Source organism: Massilia forsythiae (assembly GCF_012849555.1).
Lineage (GTDB): Bacteria > Pseudomonadota > Gammaproteobacteria > Burkholderiales > Burkholderiaceae_D > Telluria > Telluria forsythiae.
The window spans coordinates 4,923,474-4,939,545 of sequence record NZ_CP051685.1 but is presented as its reverse complement, the minus strand read 5'-3'; the positions used below and the strand labels follow the sequence as shown (position 1 = coordinate 4,939,545).

Below are 16,072 nucleotides of genomic sequence, written 5' to 3'. Positions count from 1 at the left end.
CGCGGCTCAGCCGATCAGCTTTTTCAGCAGCTCGGCCTTGGCGCCGTCGTAGTCGGCGGCCGAGATCAGGCCGCGGTCCAGCAGCGCCTTCAGCTTGGCCAGGCGCTCCTCGACCGGCTCGGCGGCCGGCGCCGCAGGAACCGTTGCAGCGCCCGGCGTGCCGACGCCCGGCGCGAACGCCCCGCTCATCCCCTGCGCCATCGCCTGGCCGACCGCCAGTCCCGCGCCCAGGCTGGCGCCCAGGCCGGCCGCGCCCCCTTCGTTCTGCGCCGCCAGCGGAATGCTGCTGGCCACCTGGAAGCGGGTGAAGCCGCTGATCTTGTCGGCCGCCAGCGAACCCTTCATGCCGGCGGAGATGCGCTCGTCCAGCGCCGCCTGCAGTTCTTCCGGCAGGCTGACGCTGGCCACGTTGAATTCGTCCAGGCCGATGCCGTAGCGCGCGAACGCCGCCTCCAGGTCCTTGCGCACCTGCTGCGCCATCAGCGCCTGGTTGGCCGCCATGTCGAGGAAAGCCACCTTCGACACGCCGAGCGAGGTCGCCATGGTCGCCAGCAGGATGCCGCGCAACTGGTCCTCGACCTGGTCGCGCGTGTACTCGGCGCGGGTGCCGCTGATCTCGGTATAGAAGCGGCGCGGGTCCATGATGCGATAAGAGTACATGCCGAAGGCGCGCACGCGGATCATGTCGAAGTCCTGGTCGCGGATGGTGATCGGCTGCGGCGTGCCCCACTTGCGCCCGGTCTGCACGCGCGTGCTGAAGAACACCACGTCCGACTTGAACGGCGAATCGAACAGCTTGTCCCAGTTGCGCAGGTTGGTCAGCACCGGCAGCGTGCGCGTGGTGAGCTTGTGGGTGCCGGGGCCGAACACGTCGGCGATGGCGCCCTCGTTGACGAACACCGCCACCTGCGATTCGCGCACGTTGAGGATGGCCCCGTTCTGGATTTCGAAATCCTGCATCGGGAAGCGCCAGGCCAGCACGCCCTCGCTGTCCTCGTTCCACTGGATGACGTCGATGAACTGCTTCTTGATGAATGAACCCAGGGACATGGCGTCCTCCTCGAATCGGATGATGGAATGGTGCGGCGGCGCTCAGGAAATGCAGCCGGCGTTGACGATGCCGATCGACAGCGAGATCGCACCCAGCAGGCCGCCGAAGGCGCTGTTGTCGGCCTCGATCTGGTCCTTGGACATGCGCAGCAGGCGCGTGGCCAGCACCCACACCAGCAACTGCACGATCAGCGCGCCGAGCGCCCAGCCGGCGAATTGATAATAATCCGCCGTGTGCATCAGGGCCGAGGCGATGGTCGCCGAAAAGCCGATCAGGCTGCCGCCCAGCGACAGCGCGGCGGCGTGGTTGCCCTGGCGGATCAGCTGTACCTCGTCGTACGGCGTCACGCGCGTGTACACGACAAAAAACGCCAGAACCAGCGCGCCGGCCGTCACCAGGTGCAGCAGATAGTTTAGGATGGCGGGCACGCAATTCTCCAAGGAAACGGTAAACACGGTATGTCGCATCTTAAGGTAAAAGTTGTCCGATGACCAAAAGAATATTGATCCTGTCGGTATTCGTCGTGGCATCCTGCGGCCTGGCCTACGAGCTGGTCGCCGGCGCCTTGTCGAGCTACCTGCTGGGCGACTCGATCCTGCAATTTTCGACCATCATCGGCTGCTACCTGTTCGCCATGGGCGTCGGCGCCCACGTCTCGAAATACGTGGCCGACGAGGACGTGCTGGCGCGCTTCATCGACATCGAGCTGGCGGTCGGCCTGATCGGCGGCGTCTCGGCGGCGCTGCTGTTCATGAGCTTTTCCTGGATGACGGCGCCGTTCCGCACGCTGCTGTACGTGCTGGTGTTCCTGGTCGGCCTGCTGGTCGGCATGGAGGTGCCGCTGGTGATGCGCGCCCTGAACGCGCGCCAGACCGCGTTCACCGAACTGGTGAGCCGGGTGCTGACCTTCGACTACCTCGGCGCGCTGGCGGTGTCCCTGCTGTTCCCGCTGGTGCTGGCGCCGCACCTGGGGCTGGTGCGCACCGGCTTCCTGTTCGGCATGCTGAACGTCGGCGTGGCCTGCTGGACCCTGTACGCCTTCCGCGCCGAGCTGGCCGACCTGGCCGGCCGGGTGCTGCGCGCCTGCGCCGTGCTGTTCCTGCTGGCGCTCGGCTTCGGCCTGTCCGAGCGCATGGTCGACTGGGGAGAACACGGCCTGTTCGGCGACGAGGTCGTGTACGCCACCAGCACCCCGTACCAGCGCCTGGTGGTCACGCGCTGGAAGGACGACCTGCGCCTGTACATCAACGGCAACCTGCAATTTTCCTCGCGCGACGAGTACCGCTACCACGAGGCGCTGGTGCATCCGGTGCTGGGCGCGCTGCCGTGGGCGCGCAGCGTGCTGGTGCTGGGCGGCGGCGACGGCCTGGCGCTGCGCGAGATCCTGCGCTACCCGAACATCCGCCACGTGACGCTGGTCGACCTCGATCCGGCCATGACCCGCGCCTTTACGCAACGCGCGGAACTCAAGGCGCTCAACCGCGGCTCGCTGTCCGATCCGCGCGTCACCGTGATCAATGCCGACGCCGCGCAATGGCTGCAGCATGCGGACGGCATGTTCGACGCCGCCATCGTCGACTTCCCCGACCCGTCCAGCTTCGCCCTCGGCAAGCTGTACTCGGTGCCGTTCTACGGCCTGCTGAAGAAACGGGTCAGCGAAAACGGCCTGGTCGTGGTGCAGTCGACCTCGCCGTTCTTCGCGCCGCGCGCCTACTGGACCATCGACGCCACGCTGCGCGAGGTCGGCTTCGCCACCTACCCGTACCACGCCTACGTGCCCTCGTTCGGCGAATGGGGTTTTATTCTGGCGGCCAACCGCCCCGGCTACGCGCCGCCCGAGCGCTACGCGCTGCCGATGCGCTACCTGAATGCAGACACCACGCGCGAGATGTTCGCCTTCCCGCCCGACATGGCGCGCCTGCCGATGGCGCCGAATCGCCTGAACACGCAGTCGCTGGTGCGCGAGTTCGAGCACGACTGGCGCCAGGTGATCCGCTGATGGACCGCCGCAGCTTCGTCAAGAGCGCCGCCGGCGCCGGCCTGGCCGGCCTGGGCGGGGCCGCCGCCTTCGCCGCCTGGCAAGAGATCACGCCGAGCGTGCTGTACCCGGGCCGCGCCGAGGGCCACTTCCTGCGCGACCTGGCGAACACCGGCGCCGTGCTGCCGCCGCCGGCGGAAACCGTCACCACCGACGTCGCCATCCTCGGTTCCGGCGTGGCCGGCCTGAGCGCGGCCTGGGCATTGGGCCGCGCCGGCCTGCGCGGCATGCTGATGGTCGACGGCCCGCAGCCGGACGGCAACGCCGCCGGCGGCCATTTCGGCAGCGGCGACACGATGCTCGAGTACCCCACCGGCGCCCACTACCTGCCGCTGCCCTCGCCCGAATCGCGCCACGTGCGCGCGATGCTGCACGACCTCGGCATCATCCAGGGCGACCCGTATGGCGAGCGCCCGGTCTACGACGAGCGTTTCATTTTGCACGGCCCGGAAGAACGCCTGCTGTACCGCGGCGCCTGGCAAGACGGCTTCCTGCCCACCGCCGGCGTGCCCGACTGGGAGTTGCGGGAACACCGGCGCTTCTTTGCCGAGGTGGAGCGCCTGCGCAGCGCGCGCGGCGAGGACGGCCGGCGCGCCTTCGTGTTCCCGACCGTGCTGTCCTCCGACGACGCGCGCTGGCAGGCGCTGGACCGCATCACGCTGAAGCAGTGGCTGGATCGCCAGGGCTACCGCGCGCCGTCCCTGCACTGGTACCTGAACTATTGCTGCCGCGACGACTACGGCACCCGCTACGACCGCGTCTCGGCCTGGGCCGGCCTGCATTACTATTGCAGCCGCTGGGGCAAGGCGGCCAACAGCGCCGACGGCGCCTGGCTGACCTGGCCGGGCGGGCTGGCGCCACTGGCGCGCCAGTTGGCGGCGCGCTCCGGCATCGAACGCCGCGCCGGCACCGTGGTCTCGGTCAAGCGCACCGGCGCCGGCGTCGAGGCGCTGTGCTTCACGCTCGAGGGCGCGCCCGGCCGCCCGCTTGCGCGCACGTATCTCGTCAAGGCGCGCAAGGCCATCTGCGCGATGCCGCTGTACGTGGCGGCGCGCGTGGTGGACGACATCGCGCAGCTCGGCTTCGACGCGCGCCGCCATACGCCGGCCTACGCGCCGTGGCTGGTGGCGAATTTCCTGATGCGGGACTTCCCGCGCGAACTGCCGCAGGCGCCGCTGTCGTGGGACAACGTGGTCTACGGCGAGCCGGGCCTGGGCTACGTGGTCTCGACCCACCAGGACATCCGCGTCACGCCGCCGGACAAGACCGTGTTCACCGCCTACGTGGCGCTGTCCGACCGCACGCCGGAGGACGCGCGCCGCTGGCTGCAGGCGGCCAGCCCACGCGAGCTGGTCGAGCTGGCGAGCCGCGACCTGGAAAGCGCCTACGGCTGGGCCTTCGCGCCCTGTGTCGAACGGGTCGAGATCACGCTGCGCGGCCATGCGATGGCGGAGCCGCTGCCGGGCTTTCGCGCCAACGCCGGCCTGCGCGCGCTGCGCGAGGCGGATGGTCCGCTGCTGTTCGCGCATGCCGACCTGTCCGGCTTTTCGGTGTTCGAGGAAGCGGCCTGGTGGGGCATCCAGGCCGCCGATAAAGCGCTGGGCTGAGCGTGCCGTCAGCTGGCGTCGACCAGCCGCGCGATGCGCAGCCCGTCGAAGGTGAATTCGGACCGCCCCTGCAGCGCGGCCTGCGTGCCCGCCCGCGGTCCGCCCGGCACGTCCACCGCGAAACGCCCGCGCCAGGCGATCTCCACGCGCGCCGTGTCGCCGTCGAAGGCCAGCGCGGTGATGCGCTGCTCGCGCTCGGAGAACAGCCGGCAGCCCTGTTCGGCCAGGCGGCGGAAGGCGTCGATGCCGTCGGCCGTCGCCGTCACCTGGCCGCCGGAAACGTCCTCGAAATGCACGTCGTCCGCCAGTTGCGCCAGCATGCGCTCGATATCGAAGGCGTTGTAGGCGTCCAGGTAGCGCTGGATGACGGCGCGGCGCGCTGCTTCGTTCATCGTGGTCTCCGGTGGGTGGCCGCGCCGCGCACGGTGCGGGAATCGTCCGTTCACTCTACACGAAGCGCACCCTTGCGCGGACGCCGCGATGACGAAACGGCATGCCCGCGCAACAGCGCAACCGCTCAGCCGACGCGCGGCGTCATGGCGCGGCTGCCGAACCAGCGCTCCAGCCTGGCCGGCGCGCCGGCAGGATCGCACAGGGCGGTGTAGCCGTCCGGCCGCACCAGGTAGGTGGCGTCGCGCGCCAGGCCGGCGTCGTAGCAGGCCTGGCTCCAGTCGTAGCGGTGCAGCGCCAGCCCGGCCTGGCGGCACCAGGCCTGCAGGTCGGGCGCGGGGTCGCCGTACACGTGCGCCTGCCAGGCGATCGCCGCCAGCGGCGCATGGTTGTCGGGCCCGTCGTGGCCGATCCAGGGCAGGCGCTCGCCGGCCCTGACCTCGCCCGCCATGCCTTCGCTGAGCGGGCTGTCGCGGTAGTGCAGCGCGGTCTGCGACAGCATGCGGAACATCTTTTCGCGCAACGGCTTGACGCCGTACGCGGCGCTCGCCAGCGGCGGCGCGATGCGGGTACGCACGAACTCGGCCAGCATGCCCTGCGCCGTCATGAAGGAAAAGGCGCGGTCGGTGGTCTCGACCAGCTTGCGCGCGAAGGCGATGCGTTCCTGCTCGTAGCTGTCGAGCAGCGCCTCGGTGGCATGGCCGCGCAGTACCGCGGCCAGCTTCCAGGCCAGGTTGACGGCGTCGCCGATGCCGGTGTTCATGCCCTGGCCGCCGGCCGGGCTGTGCACGTGGGCGGCGTCGCCCAGCAAGAAGGCGCGCCCGCTGCGGTAGCGGTCGGTGACGCGGTGGTGCACCCGGTAGCTGGAAAACCAGTTCACGCGGCGGATGTCCAGTCCCAGGCTGGCGATGCCGGCGCGGCGCACGTCGTCGAAGTCCGGCGCCGTGGCGTCGGGGCCGGGGGCAGCCGCGCGGCCGCGCAGGGCGCCGATCAGGCGGCCCTGGCCGGTAGCGCTATAGCCGAGCAGGATGACGAAGTCGGCATGCTCCACCGACAGGTGGATCTCGCCGTCGGCCGCCGTGCCCGCGGCCTCGACGTCGGCCACGTAGAACACCTGTTCGTAGGTGCCGCCCGCGAAGCCGGCGCCGAGCGCATGGCGCACCGTCGAGTGGGCGCCGTCGCAGCCGGCCAGCCAGGCCGCGCTGCAGGTGCGCTCGACGCCGTCCGGGCCGCGCAGGCGCGCGCGGATGCGGCCGCCGCCGCCGTCGCTGCCGTCGTCGCTGTCGAAGCCGGTCAGCTCGGTGCGCCGCTCGACCGTCACGCCGGCCTGCTGCAGGCGCTCGACCAGCAGCGCCTCGTGGCGGTCCTGCGGATAGATCAGCACGAACGGGAATGGCGTCAGGCGCCGGCCGGCATCGCGGAAGTCCAGGCGCGCGCGGCGCCTGCCCTTGACCCATAGGTTGACCGCCGGGTTGCGCATGCCGGCCGCGACCACGTCGCGGTCGAGATCCATCTGGCGGTACAGTTCCAGCGTGCGCGCGTGGACGGCCAGCGCGCGCGAGGTGGTGCCGGGGGCATCGGCCTTGTCGACGATGCGCACCGTCACGCCGAGCCGCGTCAGCCACAGCGCCAGCACCAGGCCGGTGGGACCGGCGCCGGCGATCAGGACTTCGGTATCGTTCATGGGTACCTCGGGGTCGGGTTGCGGGCCGGCGCCGCGACCGTGCCGGCAGCGGCGCCCCATTCACTGGACCGTGCGGGCGGCAGAGGGTTCGCCGATCGTGCGGCGCGCATGACCCGCATCGCGCGCACGATAGGGAAACATTGCGTTACGTACAGTTAGGTAGAATCCTACCGTCGGCCTCGCAATCCATGGCGCCGCGCTTGCGGCGCGCCCGGCCGACGTCGCCGCAGCAACGCATTTCCTCCCGCCGTCAATCCAGAAAGCACGTCATGAACATCGCCTGTATCTCCTGGGGCTCCCTGATCTGGGCGCCCGAACCGCTCAAGCTCGCCACGCCATGGCATCCGGACGGCCCGCTGCTGCCGCTCGAATTCGTGCGCGACAGCGACGACAGCGAGGAATTGGCGATCGTCCTGCACGAGAGCGCGCCGCCGGTGCCGACCTACTGGGCCATGCTGGACACCCACGATATCGGCGCCGCGCGCGAGATGCTGCGCCAGCGCGAAAAGATCCGCATCGAATGCCCGCAGTTCGTCGGCAGCATCCCCGATCCGCACGAATTCTCGTACGGCGCGGTGGGGGACGTGGTGGCGGCCTGGATGCGCGAACGCGGCATCGACGGGGTAGTGTGGACCGCGCTGCCGGCCAAGTTCGCCAAGGTCAGCGAGCGCGCCCCCAGCGCGCACGAGGCGGTCGCGTTTTTGGATGGCATGCGCGGCGAGCAGCGCCGCAAGGCGGAAGAGTACGTGCGCAAGGTGCCGCAGGAGATCCGCACGCTGTACCGTACACTGTTCGAACAGCGCCTGGGCTGGACGCCGGAAGCTTGACGATTACACGTCCACCCTACCTCAATCGCTCCAGCAGCTTGCGCGCGTCGTCGGCCTGCGCGAAGCGCATGTCGCCGGTGGCCAGGCTTTCCAGCTCCTTGCGCGCCGCCGCCTTTTCGCCGGCCTTGTCCAGCGCCGCCGCCAGGTGGAAGCGGATGTCGCGCGCCTTGGGCGACAGCGCGCGCGCCTTGTACAGCAGCGGCAGCGCGCGCCCGGTGTCGCCCTGCCCGACCAGGATCCAGGCCAGCGTGTCCATCACGTCGGCCTGTTCGCCGGCATCCTTGAGCGCCGCCTCGGCGGTGGCCAGCGCGCGCGCATCGCCCAGTTCCTGGTAGGCCAGCGCCAGGTTGTTGCGCACGACCACATTGCGCGGCTGGCGCGCCAGCACCGCTTCCAGCTGGCCGGCGGCGCGGCGGAACTCGCGCGCCGCCATCCAGGTCTGGGCGCGGTAGGCCAGCGCGCGCAGGTCGTCCGGATGCGCCGCCAGCCAGCGCTCCAGGCGCTGTCCCGCCTCGTCGGCGCGTCCGGCCTGGCGCAGCGCGTTGTCGCTCTTGATCACCAGCTCGCTGCCGGGATTAAGCGCATAGGCGCGCTCGTAGGCGGCCAGCGCCTCGGCCGGCTGGCGCTTGGCCATCAGCACGTCGCCCTGCAGCTGGAAGCCGGCGGCGCCGCGCGGATGCTGGCGCTGCATGCGTTCGGCGATGATCAGCGCCAGGTCGGGCTGGCCCTTGCGCACGTGGATTTCGGCCAGTTCCACCTGGGCCGACGGAAAGTCCGGCTGCATCGCCAGCACGCCCTTGAGGTCGGCCTCGGCCTGGCCCGGATTGCCCAGTAACAGCTGCAGCGCCGCCACCTGCATCAGCACCTGGGCCGAGCGCGGCAGCGCCGCCTGCAGGCTCTTGTAGCTGCGCAGCGCCTCCTTGATCAGGCCGTTGGCCAGCTGGCTCTTGCCGAGCAGGTCGAGCAGGTCGGCGTTTTCCGGGTTGGCCACCTGCAGCGTGCGCGCCAGGTTCAGCGCCGGTTCCGGCTGGCTGGTGCGCAGGTATTGCGCGATCAGGTTCACCGCCGGGCCGACCGCGGCCGGGTCGAGCGCGGCGGCGCGCTGCAGCCAGCGCGTGGCGTCCTGTTCCTGGCGCTGCCCGGCGGCCAGCGTCGACAGCGCGGTCATGGCGTCGACGCTGCGCGGATTGTGCTCCAGGAAGTCGAGCAGTTCGCGGCGCGCAGCCTCGGCGCCGCGCTTGCCGTCCTCTTTGGAGGCGCCGTCGCGCAGGGCCAGCTGGGCCAGGCCGGCCGCCGCCGGGTAATGCGACGGCGCCAGCGCCAGCGCGCGCTGGAATGCCGCGCGCGCCGGCGCCCATTCCCGGCGCGCGGCATGGGCGCGGCCCAGCAATTCCCAGGCCACCGCATTGGACGGCTGCACCCGCTGCAGCGCTTCGGCGGCGCGCAGCGCGCCGTCCAGGTGCTCCAGCTGCAACTCGGTGCGGATCAGCGCCACCGCCGCCTCGGCCGAGCCGCGATCCAGTTCGGTGGCGGCTAGCAGCTCGCGCACCGCCTGCGTATTGTCGCCCTGCCCCAGCCGGCTCAGGCCGAGCGAGGTGCGTAGCCCGGCCGAGGACGGATCGAGCGCGCTGGCCTGGCCGAACAGGTCGACCGCGCGCTCGAAGCGTCCCGCCTGCAGGTGGGTCTGGCCGGCGATCGACAGCAGCTCGACGTCCTTGCCGGACGCCTTCAGGGCCGGCTCCAGCACGCCCATGGCCTGCTGGCCGTGGCCGGTGCCCAGCAGCGCCGTGGCCAGCATCTTTCGGGCGGCGACGTTGTCCGGGTGGACTTCCAGGTAGTGGCGCAAGTGGTGTTCCGCCAGGTAGTCGGAACCGAGCTTGAGGCTGACCGCGCCCGCCAGCAGCACGCTCGGCATGTGCTCGGGCGCCGCCCGCAGCACCTTGTGCAGCGAATCGCGCGCCGCTTCCGGACGCCCGCGCGAATAGTCGAGCAGCGCCTGGGTGTACACCACCAGCACGCTGCCCGGCGCCAGCCTGGATGCGGCGTTCAGCTCGGCCTGCGCCAGGTCGTAGCGTCCCAGGCCGACCGCCATATAGGCCTTTTCGATGTGCGCCGAGCGGTGCTGCGGGACGATCGCCACCACCTTGTCGTAGGTGGCGAAGGCCTCGTCGTGGCGCTTTTCGGCGCGCAGCAGGTCGGCCTCGAACATCAGCGCCTCGGCGCTGCGCGGCTGCGCCTTCAGCACGCGCGCCGCGTGGGCATGGGCCGCGGCGACGTCGCCGTCCAGGTAGGCGATGCGGCCGAGTCCGATCTGCGCCTCGGCGCTACCGGGATCGATGCGCAGCGCCTGGGTGAACATGTCGCGCGCCTTGCCGCGCTCGCCCAGCGCCAGGAAGGCGTCGGCGCGCACCGGCAGCACGTCCTTTTCGTAGGCCTGGTCCGCGGTCAGCTCGAGCGCCTTGCGGAACTCGCCCTGCAGGATCAGCGCGCGGCCCAGCACCGCCACCGCAGGGGCGCGCGCATAGCCCTCGCGCACGGCCAGGCGCGCTTCCTTTTCCGCCGGCAGCGAGTCGCCGGTCTCGATGTAGGTGCGCGCCAGCAGGTAACGGGTAGCGGCGTTGTGCGGATCGCTCTCGGTGGCGTTCTTCAGGGTGATCACCGCGCCCTTGTAGTCGCCCTTGGCGGCCAGGTCGCGCGCCTGGGCGCGCAGCTCGTCGCCGGACTGGTTGGCGCAGGCGGACAGGACCAGCGCCAGCAAGAGTGGCGCGCAGCGGACAGCGCCGTGGCGCGTGAAAGGACGAGTGGACATGGATGGGCGCGCCGGCAGGCGCTTCGGGTTGCAACGCAGGTCATGCATTGTCAACCTTAAACTATCCATCATGCAAGTAAAATTACTTGAATGAATGTGATAAAACATCAAGTAACTGATTTATAATTAACGTTTACTCATGGCATATGTCATGCCGTACACAAAAATATTGTTTCCATACGTTCCGGGGGATTCCTTGAAACACACGATCAAGTTCGCTTGCGCCACCCTCGCCTGCCTGGCCGGCGCTTCGGCCCAGGCCGGCGGCATCAGCGACGTCGGCGTCAACGCCTACTGGGGCTCGGACAGCCACAACCTGGGCGACGTCATCGGCGGCAGCGTCTACGACATCCAGGGCGCCACCATCACCCGCGCCGGCACCGTGCTGACGATCGCCATCGCCACCAGCTTCGCCGGCCACGCCGGCGTCGAATCGACCCAGGCGCGCAACGGCATCGGCTACGGCGACGTGTTCCTGGCCGACACCTGGAACCCGTACGGCACCGACAGCCACCACGAAAAGGACAACGCGTCCAACGGCACGCTGTGGGACTACGGCTTCAGCCTGGACAACCGCTGGAGCAACACCGGCGGCACCTTCAAGCTGTACCAGCTGAACGGCGCCACCAACGCCGCCAACATCAAGAATTCGGAATCCTTCATGAGCTGCGCGCTCGGCAGCGCCTGCTATTACCGCAACGGCCAGGCCACCGCGGTGAACACGGCCTCGAAGACGGTCAAGGACACCGGCCTGACCGGCACCTGGTCGGTCACCGCCGACAAGGCGCTGACCTTCACCATCAACCTGGCCTCGTCCGAACTGCTGAACTACAGCTCGTTCGCGATGCACTGGGGCGAGACCTGCCAGAACGACGTGATCGAAGGCGTGACCACGGTGGTGCCGGCACCGGGCAGCGCGGCGCTGCTGGCGATCGGCCTGGGCGGCCTGCTGGTCGCACGGCGGCGCCGCCGCGCCTGATTCACCCGGCAAGGACCGGTACTGTTATCATCGGCTGACATCGTCGGCCGACCGACCGAACACCGAGGAACCCATGCCGGACGCCGACCTGCAGCGCATCGCCGACTACATGATGCCGGCCTTTCCGCCGGCGCCGTCGGACCTCGGCTTCCTGTTCGGCACGCGCCACGGCGTGGACGCGTTCTGCGAAGCGGCCATCTCGCTCTGGAACGAGGGCATGTTCGGGCGCCTGCTGGTCTCTGGCGGGGCGACCGCCGGCATCGCCCAAGCCGAGGCCGAGGTCATCGCCGGACGGCTGCTGCGGCTCGGCATGCCCGAGTCCGCCCTGATCCTGGAAAGCGCCGCCACCAACACCGGCGAGAACGTGCGCTTCGGCCGCGCCGCGGTGGCTGCCGCCACCGATCTCGCCGCCATCCGCAGCGTGGTCCTGATCGGCAAGGTCTGCTCGGCGCGGCGCTACCTGATGACCATGCAGCGCCACTGGCCGGGCTTGCGCATGTCGCTGTGCGCCGTGAACTATTTCGGCGTGCCGGCCGCGCGCTGGCACGAGGACGAGGCGTTCCGGGCGCGCATCCTGGGGGAATTCGGCAAGATTCCGGGGTATCTGGCGCAGGGGTTCCTGGCCGAAGTCGACGGCTGCGCTCCCTATCCGGCTTCCCGATAGCCGATGGCGCTCGTCGCGCGAACCGTCGGTCTGGTCCCAAGGCCCGCACATCGTCGCGCGACCGTCCCTTGAACGCGCAAGCCGCCGCACCCCACCGCCAACGCGCCGGTCGACACCCCGAAGTCGCCGTCACCCCGGCAACGCCTCCCGCTTCACCCCATACATCCGGCACTCCGCCGCCAGCGCGAGCAAATTCGGATCGCGCTCGCGCGCCGTCGACAGCAGCAGCGTGATCGCCTGGCGCGACGCATAGCGCGCATCCAGCGGGATCAGGTCGATGCGGCTGCTGAAGCCGGCCACGCGGCCGGGCAGCAGGCTGTAGCCCATGCCGCCGGCCACCAGGTTGATCAGCGAAAAGATGTCGCTCACGCGCAGGACGGTCTCCGGCACGTAGCCGGCCTGCTGGAACGCGTGGTCGAAGCTGTGGGCGGTGACGAAGCCGCTGCCCAGGGTAATGAACTTTTCGCCGCGCAGGTCGCGCAGGTCGACGTGGTCGCGGCCGGCGTACGGCGAGCCGAGCGGCGCGGCCAGGCGCACCTCGTCCTCGAACAGCGGCACGTTCAGGAAACGCGCATCGGCGCGCGCCTCGTCGAGCGGCGCCTGCAGGCCGATCACGATCGCGTCCAGCCGACCTTCTTCCAGCCCCTGCTGCAATTCCTGGTTCGAGCCCAGCGTGAGGTCCACCTGCAGTTCCGGGCGGCGCAGCTTCAAGCCCATCAGCAGTTGCGGAATGCAGCGCAGCGTCAGCGAATACAGCGAGCCTATCTTGAGGCGCCGGCCTTCCACGCCGGCCAGTTCGCGCGCCTGGCGGATGCCTTCCTCGGTCTCGGCCACCGCGCGCTGGACGTGCCTGGCGAACACGAAGGCGGCCGGCAGCGGCGCCAGGTTGCGCCCCTCGCGCCGGAACAGCGGACAGCGCAAGCCTTCTTCCAGCGAATGCAGCGCGCGGTGCACGCTGACCGTGCTCTGCCCGACTTCCTCGGACACGCGCGCCAGGCTGTGCAGGCGCATGAAGGCCAGGAACACCTCGAGTTTTTTCAGCGTGATTTCTTCGTCGATCATGGCGGTTCCAGAGTGTGAGCAGCGTCGAGATTACCGCAACCGTTAGCCTCAGAGTAAACGTTCGCGCGCCGCGTTGATTGAAACCGGCATCGCCGCTTCCTATGCTGGCATCACACGCTGCATACAAAGGAGACAACATGGGAAGCTCGAACCCCGCGCAAGCGGCGGCCCCGGCGCGCCGCTGGGACACCCGGCGCCAGGAAAAGCGCCGGCGCCTGGACGCGGTGCGCCACCTGGCCGACGGCGCGGTCCTGCCCGCCGACCGCCTGGCCGAAGCGCTGGAATCGCTGGTGGTCAGCGGCGACCGCGTGGTCCTGGAGGGGAACAACCAGAAGCAGGCCGACTTCCTGGCGCGCGCGCTGGTGCGGGTCGATCCCGAGCGGGTCAACCGGCTGCACATGATCATGCCCAGCGTCAGCCTGCCGGAACACCTGGACCTGTTCGAGCGCGGCATCGCCAGCAAGCTGGATTTCGCCTATGCCGGCGCGCAGAGCCTGCGCATCTCGCAGTTCCTGCAGGACGGTACCCTGCAGGTCGGCGCGCTGCACACCTACATCGAGCTGTATGCGCGCCTGTACGTCGACCTGGCGCCGAACGTGGTGATGGTGGCCGGCTACAAGGCCGACCGCGCCGGCAACCTGTACACCGGTCCCAGCACCGAGGACACGCCGGCGCTGGTGGAAGCGGCGGCCTTCCGCGACGGCATCGTGATCGCCCAGGTCAACCAGATCGTCGACGACCCGCAGGACCTGCCGCGCGTGGACGTGCCGGGCTCGTGGATCGACTTCGTGGTGCAGTCGGATAAACCGTTTTATATCGAGCCGCTGTTCACGCGCGACCCGCGCCTGGTCAAGCCGGTGCACGTGCTGATGGCGATGATGGCGATCCGCGGCGTGTACGAGCGCCACCAGGTGCAGTCGCTGAACCACGGCATCGGCTTCAACACCGCGGCGATCGAACTGCTGCTGCCGACCTACGGCGCACGCCTCGGCCTGAAAAACAAGATCTGCCGCAACTGGACGCTGAACCCGCACCCGACCCTGATCCCGGCGATCGAGTCCGGCTGGGTCGAGAGCGTATACTGCTTCGGCGCCGAACTCGGCATGGAAGCTTACACCGCGGCGCGTCCCGACATCTTCTTCACCGGGCGCGACGGCTCGATGCGCTCGAACCGCGCCTTTTGCCAGCTGGCCGGCCAGTACGCGGTCGACCTGTTCATCGGCTCGACGCTGCAGATGGACGGCCTGGGCAACTCGTCGACCGTGACCCACGGGCGCCTGACCGGCTTCGGCGGCGCGCCCAACATGGGCCACGATCCGCACGGCCGCCGCCACGCCACGCCGGCCTGGCTCGACCTGGTGGATGGCGGTACCGACGGCGGCGGCATCGACCCGCTGGCGCGCGGCAAGAAGCTGGTGGTGCAGATGGTCGAGACCTTCCAGGACGGCACCGCGCCGACCATCGTCGAATCGCTCGACGCGGTCGAGGTGGGAAAAGCGTCCGGCATGCCGCTGGCGCCCATCATGATCTACGGCGACGACGTCACCCACGTGCTGACCGAGGAAGGCATCGCCTACCTGTACAAGGCGCGCTCGCTGGAAGAGCGCAAGGCGATGCTGGCGGCGGTGGCCGGGGTGACGCCGATCGGCCTGCGCCACGATCCCGCCGCCACCGCGCGACTGCGCCGCGACGGGCTGGTGGCGCTGCCGGAAGACATCGGCGTGCAGCGCGCCGAGGCCACGCGCTCGCTGCTGGCGGCCAAGAGCATCGGCGAGCTGGTCGACTGGTCGGGCGGGCTGTACCAGCCGCCGGCCAAGTTCAGGAGCTGGTGATGACGGCGCTGATTCCGATGGTCACGGCGAGCGGCGCCGGAACGGCGCGCAGCGCGCCGGCCGATGCCCTGGCCGAGCGGCTGGCGGACCTGGCGGTGGCGGCGCTGGTCGACGAGGCGCTGCTGACGCCGAAGCCCGGCCTGGTCGACCTGCGCGGCGGCGGCGCCCACGCCGACATGCGCTGGATGCTGATGTGCCGCTCGGCGTGGGCGCTGCGCCCGGCCTTTCTCGACATGGCCCGCGCCGGCGCCGCCGTCGACGACTTGCCCGCGCTGCGGCGCCGCATCGGCGCCATCGGCCGCGCGGCGGAAGGCGCGATGATGGCGGCCACCGGCGGCGTCAATACCCACCGCGGCGCGATCTGGGCGCTGGGCCTGCTGGTGACGGCAGCGGCGCGTTACGCGCTGCATGGTGCCGCCAACGGCGCCGGCCCCGCCCGCGAGACGACGGCTACCAAGACCGCAATGCACGACACGGCCACCGGCATCGCCCGGCTGGCCGGCCGCCTGGCGCGCATCGACGATCCCGGCGCGCCGGCGCACACCGGCAACAAGGGCGAGCTGGCCTGCCGCGTCCACGGCGTGGGTGGCGCCCGCGGCCAGGCGCGCGCCGGCTTCCCGGCGGTGACCGGGCACGCGCTGCCGATGCTGCGTTCGGCGCGCGCCCGCGGCGACGCCGAGCCGCAGGCGCGCGTGAATGCCCTGCTGGCGGTGATGGCCGGCCTGGACGACACCTGCCTGCTGGCGCGCGGCGGCGCCGCCGCCCTGCATGCGGCGCAGACGGGCGCGCGGCGGGTCTTGGCGCGCGGCGGCATGGCGGCGCCCAACGGACGCCGCGCCTTCGCCGCGCTGGAGGCGCGCCTGCGCCGGCTGCACGTATCGCCCGGCGGCGCGGCCGACCTGCTGGCGGCGGCGCTGCTGCTCGATCGACTGGACACCGCGCGCATCGACGCTGCCGGGCGAAGAACCTATCCCGGTAGGGAGAGGGAAGTTGATGACGATGACTGGCAAGCGCGGGCAAGGCGCGAGGAGGCGCATGGCGAGCCATGCAACGACGAGCAACGCGGCACCCGCTTGTCAGGCGCGTCAGCAACGACCGGTTCCCTGCTGGGATAGGTTCTACGGCCTGC

The 16,072-nt window shown here is 70.3% G+C and carries 13 protein-coding genes; 7 read left to right on the top strand and 6 right to left on the bottom strand.

Features of this window, described 5'->3' with window-relative positions:
• Positions 1-6 precede the first annotated feature (6 nt).
• Positions 7-1,050, bottom strand: coding sequence for an SPFH domain-containing protein (locus tag HH212_RS20715; RefSeq protein ID WP_170204228.1), 1,044 nt, complete (start codon positions 1,048-1,050; stop codon positions 7-9).
• A gap of 42 nt (positions 1,051-1,092) precedes the next feature.
• Positions 1,093-1,479, bottom strand: a complete 387-nt coding sequence (locus HH212_RS20710; RefSeq protein ID WP_229217385.1) for a DUF350 domain-containing protein — start codon at positions 1,477-1,479, stop codon at positions 1,093-1,095.
• A 59-nt stretch (positions 1,480-1,538) separates the two neighbouring features.
• On the opposite strand from HH212_RS20710, the gene HH212_RS20705 reads away from it, so the two are divergent.
• A complete protein-coding gene (locus HH212_RS20705) occupies positions 1,539-3,050 on the top strand; it encodes a polyamine aminopropyltransferase (protein WP_170204226.1) in 1,512 nt (503 codons plus the stop codon).
• On the top strand, positions 3,050-4,696 hold the full coding sequence (locus tag HH212_RS20700) for an NAD(P)-binding protein (RefSeq protein ID WP_170204225.1): 1,647 nt from the start codon (positions 3,050-3,052) through the stop codon (positions 4,694-4,696). The genes HH212_RS20705 and HH212_RS20700 overlap by 1 nt, the downstream gene beginning before the upstream one ends.
• An 8-nt stretch (positions 4,697-4,704) precedes the next feature.
• Here the strand turns inward: HH212_RS20700 and HH212_RS20695 are convergent, their stop codons facing one another.
• Positions 4,705-5,088 (bottom strand): nuclear transport factor 2 family protein, encoded by a 384-nt coding sequence (locus tag HH212_RS20695; RefSeq protein ID WP_170204224.1) that lies wholly within the window; start codon positions 5,086-5,088, stop codon positions 4,705-4,707.
• A gap of 125 nt (positions 5,089-5,213) precedes the next feature.
• Positions 5,214-6,770: an FAD-dependent monooxygenase gene (locus HH212_RS20690; RefSeq protein ID WP_170204223.1), complete on the bottom strand. Its 1,557-nt coding sequence runs from the start codon at positions 6,768-6,770 to the stop codon at positions 5,214-5,216.
• A 269-nt stretch (positions 6,771-7,039) separates the two neighbouring features.
• Here HH212_RS20690 and HH212_RS20685 point away from each other — a divergent pair, with 269 nt between their 5' ends.
• Positions 7,040-7,597: a hypothetical protein gene (locus HH212_RS20685; protein ID WP_170204222.1), complete on the top strand. Its 558-nt coding sequence runs from the start codon at positions 7,040-7,042 to the stop codon at positions 7,595-7,597.
• A 16-nt stretch (positions 7,598-7,613) separates the two neighbouring features.
• Here HH212_RS20685 and prsT read toward each other — a convergent pair whose 3' ends face one another.
• Positions 7,614-10,406 carry an XrtA/PEP-CTERM system TPR-repeat protein PrsT gene (gene prsT / locus HH212_RS20680; RefSeq protein WP_170204221.1) on the bottom strand — a complete coding sequence of 931 codons (2,793 nt, stop codon included), beginning with the start codon at positions 10,404-10,406 and terminating at the stop codon, positions 7,614-7,616.
• A 196-nt stretch (positions 10,407-10,602) separates the two neighbouring features.
• Here prsT and HH212_RS20675 point away from each other — a divergent pair, with 196 nt between their 5' ends.
• Positions 10,603-11,385: a PEP-CTERM sorting domain-containing protein gene (locus HH212_RS20675; protein WP_170204220.1), complete on the top strand. Its 783-nt coding sequence runs from the start codon at positions 10,603-10,605 to the stop codon at positions 11,383-11,385.
• 73 nt (positions 11,386-11,458) lie between these two features.
• The gene (locus HH212_RS20670; RefSeq protein ID WP_170204219.1) at positions 11,459-12,049 is read left to right on the top strand and encodes a YdcF family protein; all 591 of its coding nucleotides are present in this window, start codon (positions 11,459-11,461) and stop codon (positions 12,047-12,049) included.
• Between the two features lie 129 nt (positions 12,050-12,178).
• On the opposite strand, the gene HH212_RS20665 is transcribed toward HH212_RS20670, so the two are convergent.
• On the bottom strand, positions 12,179-13,111 hold the full coding sequence (locus HH212_RS20665; RefSeq protein WP_170204218.1) for a LysR family transcriptional regulator: 933 nt from the start codon (positions 13,109-13,111) through the stop codon (positions 12,179-12,181).
• A 137-nt stretch (positions 13,112-13,248) separates the two neighbouring features.
• On the opposite strand from HH212_RS20665, the gene mdcA reads away from it, so the two are divergent.
• The gene (gene mdcA / locus HH212_RS20660) at positions 13,249-14,943 is read left to right on the top strand and encodes a malonate decarboxylase subunit alpha (RefSeq protein ID WP_170204217.1); all 1,695 of its coding nucleotides are present in this window, start codon (positions 13,249-13,251) and stop codon (positions 14,941-14,943) included.
• Positions 14,943-16,058 carry a triphosphoribosyl-dephospho-CoA synthase gene (locus HH212_RS20655; protein WP_370663884.1) on the top strand — a complete coding sequence of 372 codons (1,116 nt, stop codon included), beginning with the start codon at positions 14,943-14,945 and terminating at the stop codon, positions 16,056-16,058. Before mdcA ends, HH212_RS20655 begins: the two co-directional genes overlap by 1 nt.
• The last annotated feature ends 14 nt before the right edge of the window (positions 16,059-16,072 follow it).